Source organism: Micromonospora maritima (assembly GCF_902825405.1).
In the GTDB taxonomy this organism is placed as follows: domain Bacteria; phylum Actinomycetota; class Actinomycetes; order Mycobacteriales; family Micromonosporaceae; genus Micromonospora; species Micromonospora maritima.
In genome coordinates, this window is the sequence record NZ_CADEAU010000011.1 from 1 (window position 1) to 24,982 (window position 24,982).

Annotated in this window: 20 protein-coding genes; 12 read left to right on the top strand and 8 right to left on the bottom strand. The window is 72.1% G+C overall.

What is annotated here, in order from left to right; translation table 11 throughout:
- Nucleotides 1–165 precede the first annotated feature (165 nt).
- Both HUW36_RS03090 and HUW36_RS03095 read right to left on the bottom strand, forming a co-directional pair.
- Entirely contained in the window at nucleotides 166–435 is a 270-nt protein-coding gene (locus tag HUW36_RS03090) for a DUF4873 domain-containing protein (protein WP_174526688.1), read from the bottom strand.
- Nucleotides 432–1,139: a TetR family transcriptional regulator gene (locus HUW36_RS03095; protein ID WP_174526689.1), complete on the bottom strand. Its 708-nt coding sequence runs from the start codon at nucleotides 1,137–1,139 to the stop codon at nucleotides 432–434. The genes HUW36_RS03090 and HUW36_RS03095 overlap by 4 nt, the downstream gene beginning before the upstream one ends.
- A 48-nt stretch (nucleotides 1,140–1,187) precedes the next feature.
- On the opposite strand from HUW36_RS03095, the gene HUW36_RS03100 reads away from it, so the two are divergent.
- Complete coding sequence (locus HUW36_RS03100; RefSeq protein ID WP_174526690.1) at nucleotides 1,188–2,090, top strand: AurF N-oxygenase family protein; 903 nt, start codon at nucleotides 1,188–1,190, stop codon at nucleotides 2,088–2,090.
- Between the two features lie 43 nt (nucleotides 2,091–2,133).
- On the opposite strand, the gene HUW36_RS03105 is transcribed toward HUW36_RS03100, so the two are convergent.
- From HUW36_RS03105 to HUW36_RS03125, 5 genes are all read right to left on the bottom strand, one after another.
- Nucleotides 2,134–3,582 (bottom strand): cellulase family glycosylhydrolase, encoded by a 1,449-nt coding sequence (locus HUW36_RS03105; protein ID WP_174526712.1) that lies wholly within the window; start codon nucleotides 3,580–3,582, stop codon nucleotides 2,134–2,136.
- Nucleotides 3,583–3,729: 147 nt separating this feature from the next.
- Nucleotides 3,730–4,017, bottom strand: a complete 288-nt coding sequence (locus HUW36_RS03110) for a BON domain-containing protein (protein WP_246247826.1) — start codon at nucleotides 4,015–4,017, stop codon at nucleotides 3,730–3,732.
- Between the two features lie 22 nt (nucleotides 4,018–4,039).
- Entirely contained in the window at nucleotides 4,040–4,576 is a 537-nt protein-coding gene (locus HUW36_RS03115; protein ID WP_174526691.1) for an STAS domain-containing protein, read from the bottom strand.
- The gene (locus HUW36_RS03120) at nucleotides 4,573–4,872 is read right to left on the bottom strand and encodes a hypothetical protein (RefSeq protein WP_174526692.1); all 300 of its coding nucleotides are present in this window, start codon (nucleotides 4,870–4,872) and stop codon (nucleotides 4,573–4,575) included. Before HUW36_RS03120 ends, HUW36_RS03115 begins: the two co-directional genes overlap by 4 nt.
- Before the next feature lie 9 nt (nucleotides 4,873–4,881).
- Nucleotides 4,882–5,253, bottom strand: a complete 372-nt coding sequence (locus HUW36_RS03125; RefSeq protein WP_174526693.1) for an STAS domain-containing protein — start codon at nucleotides 5,251–5,253, stop codon at nucleotides 4,882–4,884.
- 150 nt (nucleotides 5,254–5,403) lie between these two features.
- Between HUW36_RS03125 and HUW36_RS03130 the strand changes: the two genes are divergently transcribed.
- The 4 genes from HUW36_RS03130 to HUW36_RS03145 all read left to right on the top strand — a co-directional run bounded on the left by HUW36_RS03130 (nucleotide 5,404) and on the right by HUW36_RS03145 (nucleotide 8,935).
- Complete coding sequence (locus tag HUW36_RS03130; RefSeq protein WP_174526694.1) at nucleotides 5,404–6,078, top strand: response regulator transcription factor; 675 nt, start codon at nucleotides 5,404–5,406, stop codon at nucleotides 6,076–6,078.
- Nucleotides 6,075–7,424, top strand: a complete 1,350-nt coding sequence (locus HUW36_RS03135; protein ID WP_174526695.1) for a sensor histidine kinase — start codon at nucleotides 6,075–6,077, stop codon at nucleotides 7,422–7,424. The genes HUW36_RS03130 and HUW36_RS03135 overlap by 4 nt, the downstream gene beginning before the upstream one ends.
- Nucleotides 7,421–7,984: a GerMN domain-containing protein gene (locus HUW36_RS03140; protein WP_174526696.1), complete on the top strand. Its 564-nt coding sequence runs from the start codon at nucleotides 7,421–7,423 to the stop codon at nucleotides 7,982–7,984. Before HUW36_RS03135 ends, HUW36_RS03140 begins: the two co-directional genes overlap by 4 nt.
- A 141-nt stretch (nucleotides 7,985–8,125) precedes the next feature.
- Complete coding sequence (locus HUW36_RS03145) at nucleotides 8,126–8,935, top strand: SigB/SigF/SigG family RNA polymerase sigma factor (protein WP_174526697.1); 810 nt, start codon at nucleotides 8,126–8,128, stop codon at nucleotides 8,933–8,935.
- A 165-nt stretch (nucleotides 8,936–9,100) separates the two neighbouring features.
- Here HUW36_RS03145 and HUW36_RS03150 read toward each other — a convergent pair whose 3' ends face one another.
- Entirely contained in the window at nucleotides 9,101–11,128 is a 2,028-nt protein-coding gene (locus HUW36_RS03150; RefSeq protein ID WP_174526698.1) for a glycosyl hydrolase family 28-related protein, read from the bottom strand.
- Nucleotides 11,129–11,339: 211 nt separating this feature from the next.
- Here HUW36_RS03150 and HUW36_RS03155 point away from each other — a divergent pair, with 211 nt between their 5' ends.
- The 7 genes from HUW36_RS03155 (at nucleotide 11,340) to HUW36_RS03185 (ending at nucleotide 24,927) form a co-directional block, all read left to right on the top strand.
- The gene (locus tag HUW36_RS03155) at nucleotides 11,340–12,341 is read left to right on the top strand and encodes a LacI family DNA-binding transcriptional regulator (RefSeq protein WP_246247828.1); all 1,002 of its coding nucleotides are present in this window, start codon (nucleotides 11,340–11,342) and stop codon (nucleotides 12,339–12,341) included.
- 222 nt (nucleotides 12,342–12,563) lie between these two features.
- A complete protein-coding gene (locus tag HUW36_RS03160) occupies nucleotides 12,564–13,940 on the top strand; it encodes an ABC transporter substrate-binding protein (RefSeq protein WP_174526699.1) in 1,377 nt (458 codons plus the stop codon).
- A gap of 57 nt (nucleotides 13,941–13,997) precedes the next feature.
- Nucleotides 13,998–14,957 (top strand): carbohydrate ABC transporter permease, encoded by a 960-nt coding sequence (locus HUW36_RS03165; protein WP_174526700.1) that lies wholly within the window; start codon nucleotides 13,998–14,000, stop codon nucleotides 14,955–14,957.
- Between the two features lie 3 nt (nucleotides 14,958–14,960).
- Entirely contained in the window at nucleotides 14,961–15,848 is an 888-nt protein-coding gene (locus HUW36_RS03170; protein WP_174526701.1) for a carbohydrate ABC transporter permease, read from the top strand.
- A 50-nt stretch (nucleotides 15,849–15,898) separates the two neighbouring features.
- A complete protein-coding gene (locus HUW36_RS03175; RefSeq protein WP_174526702.1) occupies nucleotides 15,899–17,530 on the top strand; it encodes a glycoside hydrolase family 13 protein in 1,632 nt (543 codons plus the stop codon).
- 159 nt (nucleotides 17,531–17,689) lie between these two features.
- The gene (locus HUW36_RS03180) at nucleotides 17,690–20,545 is read left to right on the top strand and encodes a galactose-binding domain-containing protein (protein WP_174526703.1); all 2,856 of its coding nucleotides are present in this window, start codon (nucleotides 17,690–17,692) and stop codon (nucleotides 20,543–20,545) included.
- A gap of 95 nt (nucleotides 20,546–20,640) precedes the next feature.
- On the top strand, nucleotides 20,641–24,927 hold the full coding sequence (locus HUW36_RS03185; protein ID WP_174526704.1) for a discoidin domain-containing protein: 4,287 nt from the start codon (nucleotides 20,641–20,643) through the stop codon (nucleotides 24,925–24,927).
- The last annotated feature ends 55 nt before the right edge of the window (nucleotides 24,928–24,982 follow it).

Here is a 24,982-nt window from a genome sequence, read left to right on the forward strand (position 1 = left end):
CGCGGCGGAACGCGGCGGCGTGGGCGCGGACGTACGCCACGGCCGCGTCGGTGCGCGCGGCGCTCTCGTCGGTGAGGCGGTAGCCGCCGTCGTCGGCCACCACGCCGCGACCGAAGACCAGCAGGACGGTGGCGGGCGGCGTCATCCCCCCACGGTACGTGCGGCTCAGTCCTCCTCCGCCGGCCAGGGCGGCGCGCCGACCCCGGTGACCCGCACGCCGCCCCACGGGTCCACCTCGGTCAGCCGGGCCCGGGCGACCCGGTCGCCGACGCGGACGTCCACGTCCCGCCGGCCGGAGCGCAGCAGCCGCACCAGGCGCGGCTCCGGCTCGGTGCGCCCGGCCCAGTGGTAGCGCCCGTCGACCGGCTCCCACCGGCCACCGGCGTGCAGCCGGACCGGGGTGCCGGCGATCTCGGCCGGGCCCTGCCAGCTCACCTGTCGATCCGCTCGTGCGCGCGGGTCAGCTCCGGCGGCAGGTCCGCGCCGCGCCGGACCCCCTCGATGCCGCTCCACAGCAGGGTGGTCAGGTAGTCGGTGAGCGCGGCGCGGCTGATCGGCTGGCCGTGCGTGGTCCACCAGTCGCCGACCGCCTGGACGAACCCGACCAGCCCGTACGCCCACGGCTCGGCCGGGCCGGTGTCGAGGCCCAGCGCGCGCAGCCGGTCGCCGATCACCCGGGCCAGCCCGGTGGCGACCTGCCGGCTGGTGCCGCTGACCACCTGCTGGAGGCCGGGGAGGCCGGACTCGTGCACCAGGAACCGGTAGAGCGTCGGCTCGGACTCGATCACGCTCAGGTACGCGTCGATGGTCGCCTCCACCAGCGCCCGCTCCTCGCGTACCTGCTCCACCGCGGGCGCGATCGCGTCCACCACCCGCGCCGCGACCACCTCGCCGACCGCCAGCCAGAGCTGCGCCTTGTCGGCGAAGTAGCGGTAGAGCACCGGTTTGCTGACTCCGGCGGTGGCCGCCACCTGGTCCATGTCGACGCCGGGCCCGTGCCGCAACAACGCCTGCACGGCCGCGGCGACCAGGTCCTGGCGTCGTTGCTCGCGATGGCCGGCCCAGCGGTCGCGCCGGCCGCCGGAGCGGGGCGCGGGCGGGGTGTCCGGGCCATTGACATCGGTGGAGGTGCGTCGCATGCTACCACTCGTAACAGTTACCGGAAGTTACGTCAACCTGGAGGGGTCATGGAGCGGACGTCGGCCGGATTCCCTCGGGAGGCGGTCGCCGACCGCCTGCTCGCCGCCTCGGTGCGGACCAGCTACGACCCGCTGGTGGACCTCGACTGGTCGGCGCCGCCGGTGCCCGGGGCGTACTGGCTGCCGCCGCGGCGCAGCAGCCTCTACGGCACCCCGCTGTGGGACGGCATGACCGAGGAGCAGCGGGTCGAGCTGACCAAGCACGAGGTGGCCAGCGCCGCCAGCGCCGGACTGTGGTTCGAGACGATCCTCATGCAGATGCTGATCCGGCACTACTACGACGCCGACCCGACCAGCCGGCACGCCCAGTACGCGCTCACCGAGGTCGCCGACGAGTGCCGGCACTCCATCATGTTCGGGCGGCTGATCGAGGCGATCGGCACGCCGGTCTACCGGGCCGACCCGGTCGACCACCTGCTCGGCCGCTGGCTCAAGGCCACCGCGACCGGCCCGCAGATGTACGCCGCCATCCTCATCGCCGAGGAGATCCTCGACTCGTTCCAGCGGGAGATCATGGCCGACGAGTCGTTGCAGCCGCTGATCCGGATGGTGTCCCGGATCCACGTGGTGGAGGAGGCCCGGCACGTGCGCTTCGCCCGCGACGAGCTGGGCCGCCAGGTGGAGGCGGCCGGCCCGGTCGCGTTGGGCTACGCCCGGCTGGTGATCGGCCGGGCGGCGCACTCGATCACCCGGCGCCTGGTGAATCCCCGCGCGTACGCGGCGGTCGGCATCGCGCCGGCGGTCGGCCTGGCCGCGGCCCGCGCGAACCCGCACTGGCGGGCCACCCTGCGCTGGTCCGCCCAGCGGATCGCCGAACACCTCACCGAGCTGGGGCTGATCGCCGGCCCGGGACGGCTGCTGTGGCGCCGGTCCGGGCTGATCGAGGGCTGACCGGCGGCGGCCCGAAGGGGACGGACCGCCGCCGGCCGCCCGGTCAGGAGGTGGGGAAGGAGTCGGGGGTGCGGATCCGGTTGCGCATGAACGCGCCGGACTCGGTGAGCACCGAGGTGCCGGTGAAGGTGCCCGCCGCGCAGGTGCCGGGTCGCAGCGCCGCGCTGCCCTCGGGCGCGTCCGAGTACGTCCAGTTGGCGTAGCTGATCTTCAGTCGGTCGAGCAGGTCCAGCCAGGCGTTGCTGCTGGCCGTGTCGACCGCGCCGTCACCGGTGTAGGTCACCGTGCCGAACTCGGTGACGAACAGCGGCAGCCGGGCGGCGGCCCGCTGCACCTCGTTGCGGTAGTTGTCCTTGTGCGAGGCGGCGTAGAAGTGGAACGTGTACATGATGTTCTCCGCCCGCACCGGGTTGTTGACGATCTCGTCGGAGTTGCCGCCCTCGGAGACGCCCAGCGAGGACCAGCCCCGGGTGCCGACGATGACCACGGCGTCCGGGTCGTTGGCCCGGATCACCGGGATGACCTGCTCGGCGTAGGTGCGGATGGTTGACCAGCTCACCCCGTTGGGCTCGTTGGTGATCTCGTAGATCACGTTCTTCTTGGCGGCGTTGCGCGCCGACACGGTGGCGAAGAAGGTCTTGGCCCGCTCCAGGTTGTACGTCGGGTCGCCGGGGGTCAGGGTGTGGAAGTCGACCAACGCGTACATGCCCCGCGCCTCGGCCTTGTCGACGAGCGAGTTGACCTGGGCGGTGAACCCGGCCGGGTTGGTCTCGTAACCCTGCTCCTGCACGTACATCGAGATGCGCAGCAGGTCGGCCTGCCAGTCGTCGGCCAGCGCGTCGAGCGAGGCGTCCGGGTAGCAGTTGGCGAACCACTGCAACCCGTGCGTGCTCATGCCGCGCAACTGGATCGGCCGGCCGTACTGGTTGCAGAGGTTGACCCCGCAGACCCGGAGCTGACCGTTGATCGCCACCGGCGTGGTGCCGGTGGGCGGCGGGGTCGTCGGGGGCGGGGTGGTGGGCGGGGGAGTGGTCGGCGGTGGCGTGCTCGGCGGCGGGGTGCCGGTGCCGCCGGTGCAGGCCGTGCCGTTGAGCGTGAACGCGGTCGGGCTCGGGTTCGACCCGGCCCAGGACCCGTTGAAACCGACGGTGGTGCTGGCCCCGGTGCCGAGCGAGCCGTTGTAGTCCAGGCTGCGCCCGGTGACCGCGGATCCGCTCTGCTGCCAGGTGGCCGACCAGCCCTGCACGACGCGCTGGCCGCTGTCGGGGAAGGTGAAGCCCAGGGTCCAACCGTTCACCGGGTCACCGAGGTTCTTGACCGTCACGGTGGCGGTGAAGCCGCCCTGCCAGGAGTTGGTGGTGTAGGTGACGGCGCAACCGGTGGCCGCCATCGCGTCCGGTGACGGCAGGACGGCGGTCGCCGCCACGGCGAGCGCGCCAACGGCGGCGCCGACGAACAGGTGCCGCCGGGACGGGCGGGGGATCGAGAACATGCGGGAAGGTCCCATCTGGTGGGTGGTGATCGGAGGATGCCCGACGCGAACCTGCCCGGAAGGTCGACGCGGCGCTGGGGAGCGCTCCCACGCCGAGGGTAGAGGTGGACGCCGATGCGTGCAACCGCCGCGGCGTCGCGGCGCGGGTCAGCGCCCGGCGCGCCGCCCGCGGTAGAGCCGCAGCGCGTTGCAGACGTCGAACACGCCCGGCACGTCCCAGGCCAGTTCCGCGGCGACCCGGCGGGTCTCCGGATCCGCGACCATCCCGGCGAGGATGACCACCCGGTTCTGCACGGTCACCGTGATCTGCTGGCGCCGGGTGGTCCAGTCGGCGCTCAGGCGCTGCGCGACCAGCGACGCGAGCGCCACGTCCGCGTCGTCGGGCACGGGCCCGCCGGCGAACGGGAACTCCGGGTACGGCCACGGCATCATCACGGGGAGGGCTCCTTCTGTGCGGTCAGGATCGGGCGGCGGGCGCGACACCCGACGCCGGGGCGGGGGCGTCGACGACGGTGAAGACGCCGTCGAGCCGCATGGTGTGCAACACGGTGAGCACGAACCGGGACGGCGCCACCAGGCACAACCGACGACCGTCCCGCCGGGCCTCCTGGTGCGCCCGGACCAGCAGGCCGAGACCGGCGGAGTCGATCACCTCCAGCCCGGCGAGGTCCACCAGCTCCCGGTCGGCCCGCACCGACCGGTCGGCCAACGCCCGGCGTACCGCTTCGGCGGGGTCGGCGTCGGGAGTGGGCCGCGGGCCGGCCACCGCCTCCACGTCGTCGAGGCCCAGGCCGTCGTCGGCGACCGCCGCCCGGGCGCTGCACCGGGGGCAGTGGTGCGGCCCGGAGGCGAACGGCGAGCCGACCCAGTCGTGCTCGAAGACCAGCGTCCACACCACCTCGGCGTCGGGCAGCGTGGCCCCCGTGCCGGAGACGCTGTCACCGCAGGCGTCGCAGATGAGCATCATCAGGTGTTCCGCCGGTACGACCGTCACACCTCCTCCTTCCGCCGGGCCGCCGGGTCGGGCGACGCCTGCCGGCCGGCGGCGACCACCGCCAGCACGACCGCGACCGCGGCGAACCCGGTCTGCACCACCAGGGGCAGCAGCGGCGAGCCACCGGGACGTCTGTCGACCAGCCCGACCACGATCGCGCCGAGCAGCGCCGCGGCCACGCCGAGCGCGAGGGTCAACCAGACCGGGACGGCCCTGCGCCCCGGTAGGACGAAGCGTCCCACCGCACCGACGGCGAGCCCCACGACGAGCGCTCCGACGAGCGTGCTGCCGGTCACCACTCCTCCTCAGCGCCGCGCGGACCCGACCCGGGCGCGACCGCGCGCGGCCGGGCGGGGCGTGTCGACGACGGGTACGGACACGCCCAGCCCGGCGGTGGACAGGATCCGCCGGATCCGGGGGTGCGGGTTGCTCAGGATCAGGACCGCGTCCCGTCGGGCCAGGCGGCGGTGCACGTCCAGCAGCAGGGCGATCGCGGCGGCGTCGACGTGCCGGCACTGCGCCAGGTCGATGGTCACCTCCCGGGGCCGCAGCGCCAGGACGCGGTCCAGCACGTGCGCGACCTCGGACAGCCCGGCGAGGTCCAACTCCTCGGTGATGTCCACCCGCACGTGCGGCACGGTGGACTCCGGCGGGGAGGGCGGCAGGGTGCTGGTCATCTGGTCGCTTCCGTGACGGGTTCCGGTGCGGTTCCCACTCTGGGCAGCGATCTTGGAGGTCACCGGACGGTTGTATGACGGTTCGGTGACAAAAACCGTGAACGGCCGACGCGATTGGGCGACCCGCGGCACGCCGGTCATGATGCCCCTATGACGGCCGTACTGGTGATCGAGGACGACGACCGCATCCGGCTCGCGCTGCAGCTCGCCCTGGAGGAGGAGGGCTACGAGGCCTACGGCGCGGCGACCGCCGAGGACGGCCTGCGCCGGCAGCGGGAGAACCCGGCCGACTACGTGCTGATGGACCTGATGCTCCCCGGCATGGACGGTTTCGCCGGTATCCGGCAGTTACGTCGCGACGACGACGTCCCCGTCGTGGTGATCAGCGCGCGCGACGACACCCACGACATCGTCGCCGCACTGGAGGCCGGGGCGGACGACTACGTGGTCAAGCCGGTCGCGATCAAGGAACTCTCGGCCCGGTTGCGGGCCCTGCGCCGCCGGGCCCGGACCATGGCCGGTCCCGCGCCCGCCCAGTTCTTCGGCGACCTGGAGATCAGCGCCGAGGCCGGCGAGGTGCGACGCTCCGGCCGCCCGGTACCGGTGACCCGGACCGAGTTCCGGCTCCTCTGCGAGCTGGCCGAGCACGCCGGCAAGGTGCTGTCCCGCCAGCAGTTGCTCAGCCGCGTGTGGGGCTACGAGACAGGTGACGAACGGTTGGTCGACGTGCACGTCGGTCGGCTGCGGCAGAAGATCGAGCCGGACCCGGCCAACCCCCGTCACCTGGTGACCCTGCGGGGTCTCGGCTACAAGCTCCAGCGATGAGCCGTCCCGGACTGCGCGCCCGGGTGACCGCCGCGTTCGCCGTCGGCGCCCTGCTGCTCGCCGCGCTGATGGCCCTCTTCTCGTACGACCTGACCCGCCGCTCGTTGCTGGACGAGCGCGAGCGCACCGCCGTCCGCGCCGCCTACTACGACGCCGCGGTGGTCCGGTCCGGCCTCGACACCGGCACCCCGGACGTGGTGGCCGTGCTGCGCTCGCTGGACACCGGCAGCGCCCGGCGCCCGCTGCTGCACCTGCGCGACGGCTGGTACGCCCGTACCGCGGACGTGGGCGCCAGCTCGGTGCCGGTCGAACTGCAACGGGTGGTCGCCGACGGCCGGCCCGCCGTGCAGCGGATCCGGCTGGACGGGCAGCCGACGCTGCTCGTCGGTGTGCCGCTCCCGGGTGAGCTGGGTTACTACGAACTGACCTCGCTGCGCGAGGTGGAGGACACGTTCCAGGTGGTCGGGCTGGCGCTGACCGCGGTAGCCATCATGATCGCGGGAGCCGGCGCGGCGCTGGGCTGGTACGCCACCCGGCACAGCCTCCGCCCGCTCACCGCGGTGGCCGACGCGGCCGAGCGGATCGCCGCGGGTGACTTCGCCACCCGGCTGGACCCGACCAACGACCCGGACCTGACCCGCCTGTCCAGCTCGTTCAACGAGATGGTCGACGAGCTGGTGCGGCGGATCGACCGCGACCGGCGCTTCGCCGCCGACGTCAGCCACGAGCTGCGCTCACCGTTGCAGACGTTGGCCGCCGCCGCGAGCGTCCTGACCCGTCGCCGGGAGCACCAGGACGAGCGCACCGCCACCGCGGCGGGCCTGGTCGCGGACGAGGTGGCCCGGTTCCAGCGCCTGGTGGACGACCTGATCCAGCTCGCCCGCACCGAGCAGCCGGCACACCGGGAGACCGTCGACGTGGTCGAGTTGGCGCGGTCCACCTGCCGCGAACGGTCGCTGCCGGAGAGTCTGGTGGAGGTCTCGGACGGGTCGCCGCACCGATGGTGGGTCGATCGCCGCCGGTTCGCCCAGGTGCTGCTGAACCTGCTGGAGAACGCGCAACGGTACGGCGGCGGTCCGGTCGCCGTCCGGCTCGGCGCGCAGGGCGGCGTGGGTGTCCTGGAGGTCGACGACGACGGTCCGGGCGTACCGCAGGCGGACCGGGAGGCGATCTTCGACCGGTTCGTCCGGGGGCGGGCGGCGCACGCCCGGGCCGGCACCGACGGGACCGGGCTCGGGCTCGCCCTGGTGGCCCAGCACGCGGCGGCGCACGGCGGGACGGCGGCCGTGCTGGAGCGGGACCGGGGCGCCCGGTTCCGGGTCGAGCTGCCCGGAGCGGTCCGATGAGGCGCCGGCTGGTCCCGACGCTGCTCGCGGTCGTGCTGCTCGCCGGCTGCGGCGTGCCGGTCGACGACGAGCCCCGGGTGGTGCAGCCGCCGCCCGGCCGGTTCCCGACACCGGCCGGCACGACGACCGCCGACCCGGAGGGCCGGGTGGACGAGCCGTTCTGCTTCGTCCGGGAGGACGGGCTGGCGGTGGTCACCCGTCCGGCGGACCGGCTGCCGGGCGTGGACGCCCACCTCCAGCATCTGCTGGCCGGGCCGGACCGCTGGGAGCGGGGTCGCGGGCTGACCACCGCCCTGCCGGGCACGGTCACGGTCGCGGGGGCCACGCTGGCTGGCAACGTCGCCACGGTCGACGTGCGCCAGGGCGGCGAGGAGACCGGGCTGCGCAACGACGAGGTGCTCGCCTTCGGGCAGATCGTGTGCAGCCTCACCCAGCGCCCGGACGTGGACAGCGTGGCGTTCCGCCAGGACGGGCAGGCGCTGGAGGTGCCGCGCGCCGACGGGAGCGTCTCGGCGCTCCCGCTCACCGCCGCCGACTACCGGCCGCTGCTACCCCGCTGACCGGATTCGACGCCACGGTGTCCGGTATATCCGCAAATCTCCATCGTCCGTTCGGTTGATTTGCTGGTGACCTTTGGTCTAGTGTGGCTGGCACGACCGGTGTGGGAGGCCACCCGTTCTCCGAAGGACAGGAAGGGCAGCATGACCACGATGACCATGGCACCGTCCGCCACCGAGGTGCACCGCGCGCCGCAGACCGGTGAGGAGTCCCGCGCCAGCGAGCTGATCGGGGCGCTGGCCGCCCTGCCCGTGGGCCACCCGCAGCGGGCCGCCCTGCGTCATCAGGTCATCGAGGCGTGGCTGCCGTTGGCCAACCACCTGGCCGCCCGCTACAGCGGTCGCGGTGAGCCGGCCGGCGACCTGGCCCAGACGGCGGCGCTCGGCCTGATCAAGGCGGTCGACCGGTTCGACGCCTCGCGCGGGGTCGACTTCGCCGGCTTCGCCATCCCGACCATCCTCGGCGAGATCAAGCGGCACTTCCGCGACCGCACCTGGAACATCCGGGTCCCGCGTCGGCTCCAGGAGCTGCGGCTGCGCATCTCCGAGGCGAACAGCACGCTGACCCAGACCCTCAACCGGGCCCCGACCGTGGCCGACATCGCCAGCCACCTCGACGTCACCGAGGAAGAGGTGCTGGAGGGCCTGGAGGGTGCCCGCGCCTACAACGCGGTCTCGCTGTCCACCCCGATCGGCGACGGCGACAGCGCCACCGAGCTGGGCGACACGCTCGGCACCGAGGACAACGAGTACGAGCTGGCCGAGCTGCGCGCCTCGCTGGGCCCGGCGCTGGCCACCCTCGACGAGCGCGAGCAGAAGATCCTCACGCTGCGCTTCTACGGCAACCTGACCCAGAGCGAGATCGCCGCCCGGGTCGGCGTGTCCCAGATGCACGTGTCCCGCCTGCTCGCCCGCGCCCTGACCAAGCTGCGGGGTCAGCTCACCGAGGCCTGATCCGCCCCGTTCTCCCCGTCCGCGACCGCCACCGGTGTCCTCGACCGGTGGCGGTCGCGTCGTTCTGACCACCCGTCGGATACCGTCGCGGGCCGCCCCGCCAGCTCGGGGAGGTGGCGGCATCGACGGCGCCTGGACCACGCCACCTCCCCGACGTGGTGTGGATCAGGTGGCCGGTGGGGGCGGCGGTACGACCGGCGGTCGGTCGTCGCAGGTGATGGTGTTCGGCAGCAGCCACGGGGCGAGCCAGCCACCGTCGTTGCCGCCGAGGTCGGTGAGGCCGAACTCCGAGCCCGCCGGGGTGAAGTGGAACGAGCCGCAGTTGTTCACGCCGACCGCGCCCACGTTGCGCGCGTCGACGTCGGCGAAGCTGGCCCCGCCGGCGGTGCGGGCGCTCACCACCGAGGTGCCCGTGCCGTCGACCCGGATGTCGCGGAACCGCACGGTGTCGATCCGGACGCGGTCCTTCACCGGCCAGTCGCTGACCAGCATGATCGCGTTGTAGGTGTTGTCCAGGTAGGCGTCGCCGGTGACCTGGATGTCGGCGTCGATGCTGCGGTCCAGCGCGTAGAACCAGATCGCACCGAGGCCGATGTTCCAGTTGAGGTCGTACGTGCCGGCCCGGACCGTGGTGTTGCCGGTGATCCGGATCCGGCCGGCGAACGGCTCGGCTCCGAACCGGGAACCGATCTGGATGGCGCTGCCCTCGCGGACCGGGTCGGCGATCAGGTTGTGGGCGACGGTCAGGTCGGCGCCGCCGTAGAGCGCGATCCCGTTGGCGAGCACCGGCGACTGCACGGTGTTGTACGCGAACGTGTTGGAGGCGTTCGCGGTCCCCTCCGACCACATGGCCAGGGCGTCGTCGCCACTGTTGCGGACCACCGAGTCGGTGACCGAGGAGTGGGTGACGCCGGTGTGGAAGTTGAGTCCGTCGGCGATCTGGTCGGCGATCACGGTGTCGGTGACCCGCAGCCCGGTCATCGGCCCGTCGAACCACATGCCGACCTTGGTGTGGTGCAGGTAGAGGCCGTCGACGGTGCTGTGGTTGAGCGCGCCACCGATCGCGTTGACCTGGTCGGTGTCGATGCGTTCGCGGACGTCGCCCTCGATCGCGAAACCGGAGAGGTGGACGTGGCGACTGCCGCCGTCGGCGGCGTCGCGCCCGTAGAAGCCGACGCCGGTGTGGCGGGACCCGTCGGGTGCCGGGGTGTCCAGTGCGACCTCGCGTCCCTTCACGACGGTGTACCAGCTGCCCGCGCCCACGATCGTCACGTCGTCGACGATCACGTGCCGGTTCACCTGGAAGGTGCCCGGCGGCAGGTAGAGCGGGCGGTCCACCCGGCGGGCGTACGCCACGGCCCGGTCGAACGCGGCGGCGGACTCCCGCCGCCCGGTCGGGTCGGCGCCGAAGGCGAGCACGTTCACCGCGTGGGCGAGCACCCGGGGCGGGGCGACCAGGTGCGCGTCCAGCAGGTCGATCACGGTCCAGGCGGCGGCCGTGCCGGTGGGCGCGGTCAGCCGCACCACCTCGCCGGCCCGGTGGGTGCGCCCGAGCAGCAGCCGCTGCTCGTCGTAGAAGTGGTGCGGCCGGAACGGCTTGGTGATCACGGGTGCGGGCGTGGTGGCCGCCGGTACGCATGAGCACTCGGTGATCCACCAGTCCGGGTGCAGCAGGTCCGCGTCGGGGTCGTTGGTGAACGGGTACTGGTTGTAGAGCCAGGCGTACTGCGAGGTGAGCGTCATGGTGCGCGCGGGCGCGCGGCCGACGGCGACCCGCAGCGGCGCGGTGATGCCGCCGCCGCCCGGCGCGTCCGGGATGCTGTAGCGCACGGTCAGCGCGTTGGTGGCCCGGGGGAGCGTGAACTCGACGTACTGGCCGGGGAGCAGGCGGACGGCCCGGCGGCCGGACGCCTCGCCGGCCAGCGTGTAGGCGGACCGGTCGGGGCCGATGACGGTGCCTGTGGTGCGGGCGTTCTCGGCCTCCTGCTCGACGTAGTCGACGGTGGCGCCGCGCCCGGCCACCAGCGCGGGCTCGAGGGCGGCCCGGGTGGTCGCCGGAGCCGGGCCGGGGGTCGCGGTCGCCGCGGCGGCGGAGCCGGGCGGTACGACCAGGGCGGCGGCGGTGACCGCCGCCGCGAGGATCCTCGGTACGCACGGGCGGCGGCCCGCGGTGCCTTCCACGCTCCGTCGCATCGGAGCACCCACTTTCGCGAGGAGGGACGGTGGTGGCCTCGGCGCGGGTGAGGGGTGCCCGCCGACAAGGTGCCTCATGTTATTCCCGCCCTCTGCAAACTTTCAAGCATGGCTATGTTCGAATCTTTCAGGTGGGGTACCGCGCAGGACGTCAAGGATCGGGCGCAGACACTGTTCATTTCTTGCAAGAACCCGACGTACGATTGCCGCCGTGACGAAACGCTTGACCGAGGTGGCCCGCAAGGCGGGCGTCAGTGAGGCGACCGTGAGCCGCGTGCTCAACGGTCGCGGAGGCGTGTCCGAGGCGACCCGGACGGCCGTGCTGACCGCCCTCGACGTGCTCGGCTACGAGCGCCCGACCAAGCTGCGCGGGGAACGGGCCCGGCTGGTCGGGCTGGTGCTGCCCGAGCTGCAGAACCCGATCTTCCCGGCGTTGGCCGAGGTGGTCACCGGCTCCCTGGCCCAGCGCGGGTTCACCCCGGCGCTGTGCGCCCGCACCATCGGCGGCGTGCCCGAGTCGGGCTACGTGGAGATGCTGCTGGACCACCAGGTCAGCGGCGTCATCTTCGCCGGCGGCTCGTACGCGCTGGCGGACGCGTCGCACGAGCACTACCGCCGCCTGACCGATCGCGGCCTGCCCGTGGTGCTGGTCAACGCCGGTGTCGAGGAGTTGGGCTTCCCCCGGGTGTCCACCGACGACGCGGTCGCCGTCGAGCAGGCGTACGGGCACCTGCGTTCGCTCGGCCACGAGCGGATCGGCATGGTGCTCGGCCCGGAGGACCACGTGCCCTCGCGCCGCAAGCTGGACGCCATGGTCCGGGCCGCCGGCTGGGGGGAGGACCGGGAGTTCGTCGAGCGGTCCAGCTTCTCCATGGAGGGTGCCCGGGTCGCGGCGACCAAGCTGGTCGAGCGCGGCGTGACCGGCATCGTCTGCGCCAGCGACGTGCTGGCCCTGGGCACCATCCGGGCCGCCCGGCGGCTGGGGCGGGCGGTGCCGGCCGACGTGTCGGTGGTGGGCTTCGACGACTCCGCGTTCATGACCTGCACAGACCCGCCGCTGACCACCGTGCGCCAGCCGATCGAGACGATGGGCCAGGCCGCCGTCGACCTGCTGGTCACCCAGATCGAGGGGGCCGGCGTGCTGCACGACGAGCTGCTCTTCGAGCCCGAACTGGTGGTACGCGGCTCCACCGCCCCCGCTCCGCGTACCTGATTCCGGCGCGCCACCCGGCCGCCGACCGCACCCGCGGTCGGCGGTCCTTTTTGTTTCCTCGAACGACGTCGTCGCGATCAGCCGTTGCAAAGTCGTGTTCTTTCGTCATGAGGTCGAAACCTTGCTGCGAAGAGTCGGCGTCGCTACATTGGCTCCACCTACCAGCGGTCTCCGCACATCAGTGAAAGCCATCGATACATCCGTTCCCGAAGGGATGGACACATGTCCGTACCGCAGCATCGGAAGGTCGCGGCGGTCGCGCTCGCGGCCGGCCTCGGGCTCAGCCTGGCGGCATGCTCCACCAAGAGCGACGACAGCAAGGACGCCGGCGGCAAGGTCACCATCACCGTCGACTGCCAGCCGGTCGGCGCGCAGAAGGAACTGCTGAAGAACTGGAACGACGACGTCGCCGAGTTCCAGCGGCAGAACCCGAACATCGTGGTCAAGAGCGTCAGCGTCGGCGAGCAGTGCAACAACCCGCCGGACTTCACCGCCCGCCTCGCCGGCGGCACCGTCACCGACGTGTTCTACGGCTACATGACCGACCTCCAGCAGGTGCTGGACTCCGGTCAGGCGATGGACATCACCGAGTACGTCACCAAGGACACCGTCCCGACCTGGGACAGCGTGGACCCGGCGCTCAAGGAGGTCTTCACCGACGGCGGCAAGCTCTACGGCGTACCGGTGAAGAACTACTCCATGGGCCTGATCTACAACAAGGCGCTGTTCCAGCGGGCCGGCCTCGACGCGGCCAACCCGCCGAAGACGTGGCCCGAGGTGCGGACCGCGGCCAAGAAGATCTCGGCGCTCGGCGGCGGCGTCGCCGGCTACTCCGAGTACAGCGCCGGCAACACCGGCGGCTGGCACTTCACCTCGCTGCTCTACTCGCAGGGCGGCCAGGTGCTCAGCGCCGACGGCAAGAAGGCCGACTTCAACAACCCGATGGGCAAGCAGGTCCTGCAGAACCTCAAGGACATGCGCTACGGCGACGACAGCATGGGCAGCCGCCAGCTGCTCCAATGGGGCGACCTGCTGACCAACGCCGGCGCCGGCAAGGTCGGCATGTTCATCGGCGCGCCCGACGCGACCCAGGCGATCGTCAGCCAGTTCCAGGGCAAGTACCAGGACTGGGCGATGGGCCCGCTGCCCGGCCAGGACGGCCCGGCCAAGGCGACGCTCGGCGGCGGCGAGGGCTACTTCTTCAAGAAGGGCCTCACCCCGGAGCAGGTCAAGGCCGGTCTGAAGTGGATCGCCTACCAGAAGCTCACGCCGGGCAAGGGCCAGTTCGACTACGTCCGCGCCAAGCCGCAGAACTACCCGGTCGGCCTGCCCCAGCCGCTGCTGTTCGCAGGCGGCAGCGACGCGCAGAAGCAGGAGCTGGACCTGCGCAAGGCCAACGCGAACGTCGACACCGCCAACTTCGCGGTCTTCGAGGCCAACCCCGTGCCGATCAAGGGTGAGCCGCGCAACGCCCAGGCCATCTACGCGGTGCTCGACGCCGCCATGTCCGGGGTGCTGACCAACCCGAACGCGAACATCGACGCCCTGCTCAAGACCGCCGAGGAGAAGGTCAACCAGCTCCTGGCCGCCGGCAGCTGACCCGACCGGGTGGGGGTCGGCCCCGGCCGGCCCCCACCCCCTACCGCAGGAGTCGCCTTGGCGCTCACCACCGCCCCGGGTGCCACCCACCGGCCCGGCCGTCCCGCACCGCCGCCGCGGCAGACCGCCGCGCGTCGGGCCGGGCTCGGCCGGAAGGTACGGGACAACCTCACCGGGCACACGTTCCTCATCGGCGCGGTCGCCTGCTTCGCCGTCTTCTCCTGGTACCCGATGGTCCGCGGCGTCGTGATGAGCTTCCAGCGCACCCGGCGCGGCGAGACCACCTGGGTCGGCTGGGACAACTACACCCGGATCATTGCCGATCCGAGCTTCTGGACCGCCTGGAAGAACACGTTCGTCTTCACCGGCCTGGCGCTGGTGCTCGGGTACGCCGTGCCGTTCTTCGTGGCGATCCTGCTCAACGAGCTGCGCCACGCCAAGGGCTACCTGCGGGTGCTGGTCTACCTGCCGGTGATGCTGCCGCCGGCGTCCGCGCTGTTCCTGTTCAAGTTCTACGCGTACGACCCGAGCGAGGCGGGACTGTTCAACGCGGTCCTCACCGCGCTCGGACTGCCCACGTCGGAGTGGATGCAGTCGCCGACCATGACGATGCCGGCCATGGTGCTGGCGTCGACCTGGATGAACATGGGCGGCGCCGTGCTGATCTACCTGGCCGCGTTGCAGAACATCCCCGGCGAGCTGTACGAGGCCGCCGAGATCGACGGCGCCGGGGTGTGGCGGCGGATCGTGCACGTGACGATCCCGCAGACCCGGCTGATCCTCGCGTTGCTGGCGATGCTCCAGATCGTGGCCACCATGCAGCTGTTCATCGAGCCGCTGATCCTCGCCAACGGCGCCGGCACGCAGGACTCGGCGACCTCGGTGGCCTACCTGATCTACCAGCACGGGTTCTTCCAGAACGACCTCAACGGCGCCGCCGCGCTCGGCGTGATCATGCTGGTGGTGCTGGCCGGGTTCTCCGCCGTCTACGTGCGACTGACCGCGAGACAGGACTAGGACATGGCCGCCGATCTCACCACCCGTACCCTCGTCTCCCCGGCCCAACTGCGGCGCGGTCGCGGCCGGGTCCTCTACTGGACCGTGCTCGCCGTCGTCGTGGTGGCGTTCACGCTGGTCTTCCTCGGTCCGCTCTACTGGATGGTCACCGGCGCGCTGAAGTCCGGCCAGGAGATCGCGCAGACCCCGCCGTCGCTGTTCCCGCGCGACCCGCGGCCGCAGAACTACGTCGACGCCTGGACCAACCTCGACCTGGCGAAGCTGCTGTTCAACACGTTCTACTACGCCACCGGCGCGGTGCTGTTCCAGCTCGTGTTCGACACCGCCGCCGCGTACGCGCTGTCGAAGCTGCGCCCGGTGCTGGGCAAGCTGATCCTCGGCATGATGCTGGCGACGCTGATGATCCCGGCCATGGTGCTCATCGTCCCGCAGTACGTGACCGTGATCGACCTGCCGATCGTGCACCTCAACCTGCTCGACTCGCCGTTCGCGATCTGGCTGCCGCTGGTCGCCAACGCGTTCAACATCTTCCTGCTCAAGCGGTTCTTCGACTCGATCCCCGAGGACCTGATGGCCGCCGCGGTGATGGACGGCGCCACGCCGCTGCGCACGCTCTGGTCGATCGTCCTGCCGATGTCCCGCCCGATCCTCGGCGTGGTGGCGATCTTCGCGGTGACGGCGGTCTGGAAGGACTTCCTCTGGCCGAAGCTGGTCATGCCGTCCCCGGAGACGCGGACCGTCAGCGTCGGCATCTACGCCTTCTCCGGCGGCACCCCGATGAACGTGGTGATCGCCGCCTCGGTCATCGCCGCGATCCCCACCGTCGTGCTGTTCCTGATCTTCCAACGGAACATCATGTCCGGCCTGACCACCGGCGGCCTCAAGGGCTGACGGGCGCACCGCCCGCCGCATCAGAACCGACCCGCAGAAAGCAGGTGCCCGTGTCCACTGTCGACAGCAGCCCGTGGTGGCGTTCAGCGGTGATCTACCAGGTCTACCCGCGCAGCTTCGCCGACGGCAACGGCGACGGGATCGGCGACGTCGCCGGCATCCGCTCCCGCCTGGACCACCTCGCCACGCTGGGCGTGGACGCCGTCTGGTTCAGCCCCTGGTACCCGTCCCCGATGGCCGACGCCGGCTACGACGTGTCCGACTATCGCGACATCGACCCGGTCTTCGGCACGCTCGGCGAGGTCGAGGCGCTGATCACCGAGGCGCACGCGCTCGGCATCCGGACCATCGTCGACGTGGTGCCCAACCACTGCTCGGACGCGCACCCGTGGTTCCAGGCGGCACTGGCCGGCGGCCCGGACGCCCCCGAGCGGGAGCTGTTCTGGTTCCGCGCCGGACGCGGTCCCGGCGGCGACCTCCCGCCCACCGACTGGACCGGCGAGTTCGGCGGCCCGACCTGGACCCGCACCACCGACCCGGACGGCACCCCCGGCGACTGGTACCTGCACTTGTTCGCCCCGCAACAGCCCGACTTCAACTGGGACCACCCCCGGGTACGCGCGGAGTTCGAGGACATCCTGCGGTTCTGGTTCGACCGGGGCGTGGACGGCATCCGGATCGACTCGGCCGGCCTGCTGGTCAAGGACGGCACGCTGCCCGAGGTCCACCCGGACCGGCCGCACCCGTTCCGCGACCAGAACGGCGTGCACGACGTCTACCGCGCCTGGCGGCGGATCGCCGACAGCTACCCCGGCCAGCGGGCGCTGGTCGGCGAGGTGTGGCTGCCGGACCGGCAGCGCTTCGCCCACTACCTGCGCCCGGACGAGCTGCACACCGCGTTCAACTTCGACTTCCTCGGCTGCGCCTGGGACGCCGGCGCGCTGCGGGACAGCATCGACGGCACGCTCGCCGCGCACGCGCCGGTCGGCGCGCCGGCCACCTGGGTGCTGTCCAACCACGACGTCACCCGGCACGTCACCCGCTACGGCCGGGCCGACACCCGGTTCAGCTTCGCCGCCAAGCGCGAGGGCATCCCCACCGACCTCGAACTCGGCACGCGCCGGGCCCGCGCCGCCGCGCTGCTGTCGCTCGCGCTGCCCGGCGCCGCCTACGTCTACCAGGGCGAGGAGCTGGGGCTGTGGGAGGTCGAGGACATCCCGTACGAGCTGCGGCAGGACCCGATGTGGGAGCGTTCCGGGCGGGTCGACCCGGGCCGCGACGGCTGCCGGGTGCCGCTGCCGTGGCAGGGCGACGCCCCGCCCTTCGGGTTCAGCCCCGACGGCGCGGCCACCGCGCCCTGGCTGCCGCAGCCGGCCGACTGGAAGGACCGCACGGTCCGCGCCCAGACCGGCGACCCGCACTCGATGCTGGAGCTGTACCGGGCCGCGCTGACGCTGCGCCGGGCCGAGCCCGCGCTCGGTGACGGCCCGCTGAGCTGGCTGCCCGCACCGGACCGGGTGCTGGCCTTCGCCCGCGACCCCGGGTTCGCCTGCCTGGTCAACCTCGGCGACGAGGTCGTGCCGCTGCCGGAACACGACCGGCTGCTGCTGGCCAGCGGCCCGCTCGACGACGACCGGCTGCCACCGGACACCGCCGTCTGGCTGCGTACCCGGACGAGCTGAACCGCGGCGGCGCCGGCGGCACCGTCCCGCCGCCGGCGCCGTGACACCGGGCGGCCCCTCCCGGCCGCCACCGGAAGAGGACCTGGGGAGGACAGGAGGGAGACAGGAGCACCGCCGCACGGGGGGACCTGGCCACCGACGAAAGGGAGCACACCCCGCATGGCCGAGCACCGCACCGCGCACCGCCACCGCAGCACCGGGCTGGCCGCCCTGGCCGCCGCCGCGCTCGCCGCCTCGACACTGACAGTCGTGGCGTTGACCTCCACCGCCACCCCGGCCCACGCCGCCGGACTGTCCCCGTTCGACATCGCCGGCCGCGGCGCCACCGTCGGATTCCGGGAGCAGGAGGCGGAACAGGTCGCACACACCGGCGCGAAGATCGGCCCCGACCGGCGCTACGGAACGCTGCCGTCCGAGGCGTCCGGCCGGGAGGCGGTCACCCTCGACGCCGTCGGCGAGTACGTCGAGTTCACGCTCACCGCCCCGGCGAACGCGGTCACCTTCCGCTACAGCCTGCCGGACAGCGCCGCCGGCACCGGCCGGGACGCCAGCATCGACCTGCGCGCCAACGGCACGCTGGTCAAGGCCGTCTCGGTCACCTCCCGGTACGGCTGGTACTACGGCGGCTACCCGTTCAACAACAACCCGGGCGACACCAACCCGCACCACTTCTACGACGAGACCCGGACGATGTTCGGCACCACCTACCCGGCCGGCGCGAAGATCCGCCTCCAGGTCTCCTCGACCGCGCAGTCGCCCACCTTCACCATCGACCTGGCCGACTTCGAGCTGGTCGGGGCACCGATCAGCAAGCCCTCCGGCGTGCTGGACGTGGTCACCGACTTCGGCGCGGACCCGACCGGCGCCACCGACTCGACCGCGAAGTTCCAGGCCGCGGTGGACGCCGGCAGGGCGCAGGGGAAGGCGGTCTGGATCCCGTCCGGCACGTTCACGCTCTGGGACCACGTGGTGGTCGACGGCGTCACGCTGCGCGGCGCCGGGCCGTGGTACTCGGTGCTCGGCGGCCGGCACCCCACCGACCGCAAGCGTGCCGCCGGCATCTACGGCAAGTACGTGCCCGGCGGCGGCTACTCCGGTGAGATCCGCTCGCACGAGGCGGGCGGACCGAGCCGCAACGTCACGCTGCGGGACTTCGCCATCATCGGCGACATCCGGGAACGGGTGGACGAGGACCAGGTCAACGCCATCGGCGGCGCGATGACGAACTCGGTGGTGGACAACCTCTGGTTGCAGCACACCAAGGTCGGCGCCTGGATGGACGGCCCGATGGACAACTTCACCATTCGCAACAGCCGGATCCTCGACCAGACCGCCGACGGGGTGAACTTCCACTGGGGCGTCACCAACTCCACGGTGACCAACACGTTCGTCCGCAACACCGGTGACGACGCGCTGGCCATGTGGGCGCAGAGCGTGCCGAACGTCGGCAACTCCTTCACCCACAACACGATCGGCGTGACGATCCTGGCGAACCACCTGGTGACGTACGGCGGACGCGACATCACCATCGCGGACAACGTGACCGCCGACTCGGTGACCAACGGCGGCGGCATCCACGTGGCGAACCGGTATCCGGGGGTCACCGGGCCGACCGCCGTGGCCGGCACGATCACGGTCGCCCGCAACACGCTGATCCGCAACGGCAACTCCGACTACAACTGGCAGTTCGGCGTCGGCGCGATCTGGTTCTCCGCGCTCAACGAGCCGATCCAGGGCGCGGCGATCACCGTCACCGACACCGACATCCTGGACAGCTCCTACGCGGCCTTGCACTGGATCGAGGGACAGACCAGCGGCATCTCGTTCGACAACGTCCGGATCGACGGCGCGGGCACGTACGCGCTCCAGGTGCAGGCGCCCAGCCAGGTCCGGTTCACGAACGTCCGGGCCACCGGCATCGCCCAGGCCAACCCGATGCACAACTGCGTCGGCAGCGGCTTCCAGATCACCCAGGGCACCGGCAACTCCGGCTGGTTCACGCCCACCCCGTACTGCGGGCCGTGGCCGCAGCCGCAGTGGGGCAACGGCCCGTCCAGCCCGCCGCCCACAAGCGTGCCCCCGACCACCGCACCCCCGACCACGACCCCGCCGACCAGCACGCCCCCGACCACCCCGCCGTCGACCGGCGGGAACCTGGCCCTGGGCCGGCCGGCGACCGCGACAAGCGTCAACCAGGTGTACGCGGCCGGCAACGCGGTCGACGGCAACGCGGGCAGCTACTGGGAGAGCGCCAACAACGCGTTCCCGCAGTCGCTGACCGTCGACCTGGGCGCGTCCCGCACCGTCGACCGGGTGGTGCTCAAACTCCCGGCCGGCTGGGAGCGCCGCACCGAGACGCTGTCCGTGCTCGGGTCCACCGACGGCTCGTCGTACAGCACGCTCGTCGCGTCGGCGGGCCGCGTGTTCGACCCGGCGGCCGGCAACAGCGTGTCGATCGCGCTGCCGTCCGGCGCCCGCCGGTACGTCCGGGTCACCGTCACCGGCAACACCGGCTGGCCGGCCGCCCAGCTCTCCGAGCTTGAGGTGTACGGCGACGGCACGACCACCACCCCGCCGCCCACCACCGCGCCCCCGACCGGCAACCTCGCCGCCGGGCGGCCGGTCGCGGAGACCAGCCACGCCGACGTCTACGGTGCCGGCAACACCGTCGACGGCAACCCGAACACCTACTGGGAGAGCGCCAACAACGCGTTCCCCCAGTCGGTCACCGTCGACCTGGGCAGCGCCCGGCCGGTGTCCCGGGTGGTGCTCAAGCTGCCGCCGTCGGCGGCCTGGCAGACCCGCACCCAGACGGTGGCCGTGCTCGGCTCCACCGACGGCTCGTCGTTCGCCACGCTCAAGGCGGCGGCCGGTTACCCGTTCGACCCGGCGGCCGGCAACGGCGTGTCGATCGCGCTGCCCTCCGGTGACCGCCGCTACGTGCGGCTGACCTTCACCGGCAACACCGGCTGGCCGGCCGGCCAGCTCTCCGAGTTCGAGGTCTACGCCTCCTGACCGGCGCGGCGGGGACCGCCCCGGGTCCCCGCCGCACCACCCCCACCCCCGTCAACGCCTCTCCACGTCCCCCGGGAAGAAGGTGTCCGTCCACCATGTCCAGATTCCGTACCAGCGTGGTCGCGGTGCTCGCCGCGGTCGGCCTGGCCGTCACCGCGGCGCCCGCCCCGCCCGCCCTGGCCGCCGGCGGCCCGAACCTCGCCGCCGGTCGCACCGCCACCGCCAGCAGCGTCAACGGCCCCTACGTCACGGCGAACCTGACCGACGGCAACCAGGGCAGCTACTGGGAGAGCAGCGGCACGCTGCCCCAGTGGGCCCAGGTCGATCTCGGCACCAGCCGCGCGGTCGACCAGGTGGTGCTCAAGCTCCCCGCCGCCTGGGAGGCGCGCAACCAGACGTTGTCCGTGCAGGCCAGCGCCGACGGCAGCGGCTTCACCACGGTCGTCGCCTCCGCCGCCCGCTCGTTCAGCCCGGCCGCCGGCAACACGGTGACGCTCGGCTTCTCCGCCACCGACGCCCGCTACCTGCGCGTGGTGGTCACCGCGAACACCGGCTGGACCGCCGCGCAGCTCGCCGAACTGGAGGTCTACGGCACCGCTTCCTCGTCGACCAACCTGGCGCTCGGCAAGACCATGACCGAAAGTGGTCACTCCGACGTCTACCCGGCCGGCAACGCCAACGACGGCAACGCGGCCACCTACTGGGAGAGCCCGAACAACGCGTTCCCGCAGTGGATCCAGGCCGACCTCGGTGCCGCCACCAGCGTCAACCGGCTGGTGCTGCGCCTGCCCACGGGCTGGGGCGCGCGCACCCAGACGCTGACCGTGCAGGGCAGCACGAACGGCTCGACGTTCGGCACGCTCGTCGGCTCCGCGTCGTACGCCTTCGACCCGGCCGGGGGCAACACGGTGACGGTCACCGTGCCCACCGCGTCCACCCGGTACGTGCGGCTGCTGTTCACCGCGAACAGCGCCTGGCCGGCCGGGCAGCTCTCCGAACTGGAGATCTACGGCCCGGCCACCGGCGACACCCAGGCGCCGAGCGCGCCGGGCAACCTGGCGTTCACCGAGCCGGCCACCGACCAGGTCCGGCTCACCTGGACCGCGTCCACCGACAACGTCGGCGTGACCGGCTACGACGTGTACGCCAACGGCGTGCTGCGCACCACGGTCGGCGGCTCCACGCTGACGTACACCGACACCCAGCCCGCCGGGACCACCGTCTCCTACTACGTCCGGGCGCGCGACGCCGCCGGGAACGTGTCGGCGAACAGCACCACTGTCACCCGCACCGGCAACACCGGCGACACCACCGCGCCCACCGCCCCCGGCAACCTGGCCTACACCCAGCCGGGGAGCGGGCAGATCCGGCTGACCTGGACCGTGTCCACCGACAACGTGGGCGTCACCGGCTACGAGGTGTGGGCCAACGGGTCGCTGCGCACCACCGTCGGCGGCTCCGCGCTCACGTACACCGACAGCCAGCCGGACACCGCCACCGTCTCCTACCAGGTGCGGGCCCGCGACGCGGCAGGCAACGTGTCCGCCACCAGCAACACGGTCACCCGCACCGGCACCACCACAGGCGGCACCAACCTGGCGGTCGGCAAACCGGCCACCGCCTCGTCCGTGGTGCACGTGTTCAACGCGGCCAACGCCGTCGACAACGACGTCACCACCTACTGGGAGGGCGCGCCGGGCGCGTACCCGAGCACGCTCACCGTCGCGCTCGGCGCGAACGCCAGCATCAGCGCGGTCGTGGTGAAGCTCAACCCGGATCCGGCGTGGGGCGCGCGTACCCAGACGTTCCAGGTGCTCGGCCGGGAGCAGTCCGCCTCCGGGTTCACCAGCCTGGTCGGCTCCGCGACGTACTCGTTCAACCCGAACACCGGCAACACCGTGACCGTTCCGGTGTCCGCGACCGCCGCGGACGTCCGGCTCCAGTTCACCGCGAACTCCGGCTCGTCCAACGGGCAGATCGCCGAACTCCAGGTGATCGGCGTCCCGGCCCCCAACCCGGACCTCACCGTCACCGCCGTCACCGCGTCACCGTCCGCGCCGGTGGAGACCGACGCGATCACCCTGTCCGCCACCGTCCGCAACGCCGGCAGCGCGGCGTCCGCCGCCACGACCGTCAACCTCTACCTGGGTACGACGAAGGTCGGCACCGCCTCCGTCGGCGCGCTCGCGGCCGGCGCGTCGAGCACCGTCTCGGCGGGAATCGGCGCGCGCAACGCCGGCAGCTACCCGCTCACCGCGAAGGTCGACGAGTCGAACGCGGTGATCGAGCAGAACGAGGCGAACAACTCCTGGACCGGTCCGACCGCGCTGACGGTCAGCCCGGTGGCGAGCTCCGACCTGGTGGCCTCCGCGGTGACCTGGTCGCCGGGCACGCCGGCCGCCGGCGCCACGGTCAGCTTCGCGGTGACGCTGCGCAACCAGGGCACGATCGCCTCGGCCGGCGGATCACACGGCATCACGCTCACCGTGCTCAACGAGTCCGGCGCGGTGGTCCGCACGTTGACCGGCGCGTACTCCGGCACGATCGCCGCCGGGGCGACCGCCGGCCCGGTGTCGCTCGGCACCTGGACCGCCGCCAACGGGCGCTACACGGTGCGGGTGGTGCTCGCCGACGACGCCAACGAGCTGCCGGTGAAGCGGCAGAACAATTCGAGCGACCGGGCGCTGTTCGTCGGTCGCGGGGCGAACCTGGGCTACGACATGTACGAGGCCGAGGACGGCTCGGTCGGCGGCGGCGCGCAGGTGATCGGCCCGAACCGCACCATCGGCGACCTGGCCGGCGAGGCGTCCGGGCGACGCGCGGTCACCCTCAACACCACCGGCGCGTACGTCGAGTGGACCACCAGGTCGGCCGCGAACGCCCTGGTCACCCGTTTCTCCATCCCGGACGCGCCGGGCGGCGGCGGGATCGACTCGACGTTGAACGTCTACGTCGACGGGGTGCTGCACAAACCGATCAGCCTCACCTCGAAGCACATCTGGCTCTACGGCGCGGAGGCCGGCCCGAGCGACTCGCCCAGCGCGGGCGCCCCCCGGCACCTCTACGACGAGGCGAACGTGCTGCTCAACTCCACCGTCCCGGCGGGCAGCCGGATCCGGCTCCAGAAGGACCCGGCGAACAGCACCACGTACGCGATCGACTTCGTCAACACCGAGCTGGTCTCGCCCCGGGCCAACCCCGACCCGACCCGCTACAAGGTGCCCACCGGCTTCAGCCACGCCGACGTGCAGAACGCGCTCGACGCGGTCCGGATGGACACCACCGGCACGCTGGTCGGCGTCTACCTGCCCGCCGGCACGTACGAGACCGCGCAGAAGTTCCAGGTGTACGGCAAGGCCGTGAAGGTCGTCGGCGCCGGCATGTGGTACACCCGCTTCCAGACGCCGACGAACCAGCAGAACACCGACGCCGGTTTCCGGGTGGAGTCCTCGGCCAGCGGGTCGACCTTCGCCCACCTGGCGTTCTTCGGCAACTACACCAACCGGATCGACGGTCCGGGCAAGGTGTGGGGCGAGCTGAAGGACGTGGACGACCTGACGCTGGACAGCGTCTGGGTCGAGCACACCGTCTGCGCCTACTGGGGGGTGAGCGTGGACGGGCTGACCATCCGGGACAGCCGGTTCCGCGACACCTTCGCCGACGCGGTGAACATGACGAACGGCAGCACCAACGCCCTGGTCACCAACTCGGAGGGCCGGTCCAACGGCGACGACGCGTTCGCGTTGTTCTCCGCCACCGACCAGGGAGGCTCGGGCGGCAACCACGGCAACGTGTTCGAGAACCTGACCGCCACGCTGACCTGGCGGGCGGCCGGCATCGCCGTGTACGGCGGCTACGACAACGTGTTCCGCAACCTCTACATCGCCGACCAGCTGACGTACTCGGGCATCACCATCAGCTCGCTGGACTTCGGCTACCCGTTCGTCGGGTTCGGCGCCAGCCCGCCCACCCGGTTCGAGAACATCTCGCTGATCCGCTCGGGCGGGCACTTCTGGGGTGCGCAGACATTCCCGGCGATGTGGTTGTTCTCCGCGTCCAAGGAGTTCCGCGGCATCCGGGTGAGCGACGTGGACATCGTCGACCCGACGTACTCGGGGATCATGTTCCAGACCAAGTACACCGGCAGCCAGCCGGAGAACCCGATCACCGACACGGTCCTGACGAACGTCTCGATCTCGGGGGCGCGACGCAGCGGTGACGCGTTCGACGCGAAGTCCGGCTTCGGCATCTGGGTCAACGAGATGCCCGAGACGGGCCAGGGCCCCGCGGTCGGCGCGGCCACCTTCACCAACCTCCGCCTCACCGACAACGCCCAGGACATCAAGAACACGACGAGCACGTTCATCATCACCCGCAATTGATCCATCGATCGTCGCGGGCCGCCGGGAAGGCATCCTGGCGGCCCGCGACCGTCGG

What these genes read in the sequence shown, in the direction of transcription:
- HUW36_RS03095 (WP_174526689.1), bottom strand. Translation starts at nt 1,139, where the DNA reads ATGCGACGCACCTCCACCGATGTCAATGGCCCGGACACCCCGCCCGCG.
- HUW36_RS03100 (WP_174526690.1), top strand. Translation starts at nt 1,188, where the DNA reads ATGGAGCGGACGTCGGCCGGATTCCCTCGGGAGGCGGTCGCCGACCGC.
- HUW36_RS03105 (WP_174526712.1), bottom strand. Translation starts at nt 3,582, where the DNA reads ATGTTCTCGATCCCCCGCCCGTCCCGGCGGCACCTGTTCGTCGGCGCC.
- HUW36_RS03125 (WP_174526693.1), bottom strand. Translation starts at nt 5,253, where the DNA reads ATGACCAGCACCCTGCCGCCCTCCCCGCCGGAGTCCACCGTGCCGCAC.
- HUW36_RS03130 (WP_174526694.1), top strand. Translation starts at nt 5,404, where the DNA reads ATGACGGCCGTACTGGTGATCGAGGACGACGACCGCATCCGGCTCGCG.
- HUW36_RS03135 (WP_174526695.1), top strand. Translation starts at nt 6,075, where the DNA reads ATGAGCCGTCCCGGACTGCGCGCCCGGGTGACCGCCGCGTTCGCCGTC.
- HUW36_RS03140 (WP_174526696.1), top strand. Translation starts at nt 7,421, where the DNA reads ATGAGGCGCCGGCTGGTCCCGACGCTGCTCGCGGTCGTGCTGCTCGCC.
- HUW36_RS03145 (WP_174526697.1), top strand. Translation starts at nt 8,126, where the DNA reads ATGACCACGATGACCATGGCACCGTCCGCCACCGAGGTGCACCGCGCG.
- HUW36_RS03150 (WP_174526698.1), bottom strand. Translation starts at nt 11,128, where the DNA reads ATGCGACGGAGCGTGGAAGGCACCGCGGGCCGCCGCCCGTGCGTACCG.
- HUW36_RS03160 (WP_174526699.1), top strand. Translation starts at nt 12,564, where the DNA reads ATGTCCGTACCGCAGCATCGGAAGGTCGCGGCGGTCGCGCTCGCGGCC.
- HUW36_RS03170 (WP_174526701.1), top strand. Translation starts at nt 14,961, where the DNA reads ATGGCCGCCGATCTCACCACCCGTACCCTCGTCTCCCCGGCCCAACTG.
- HUW36_RS03180 (WP_174526703.1), top strand. Translation starts at nt 17,690, where the DNA reads ATGGCCGAGCACCGCACCGCGCACCGCCACCGCAGCACCGGGCTGGCC.
- HUW36_RS03185 (WP_174526704.1), top strand. Translation starts at nt 20,641, where the DNA reads ATGTCCAGATTCCGTACCAGCGTGGTCGCGGTGCTCGCCGCGGTCGGC.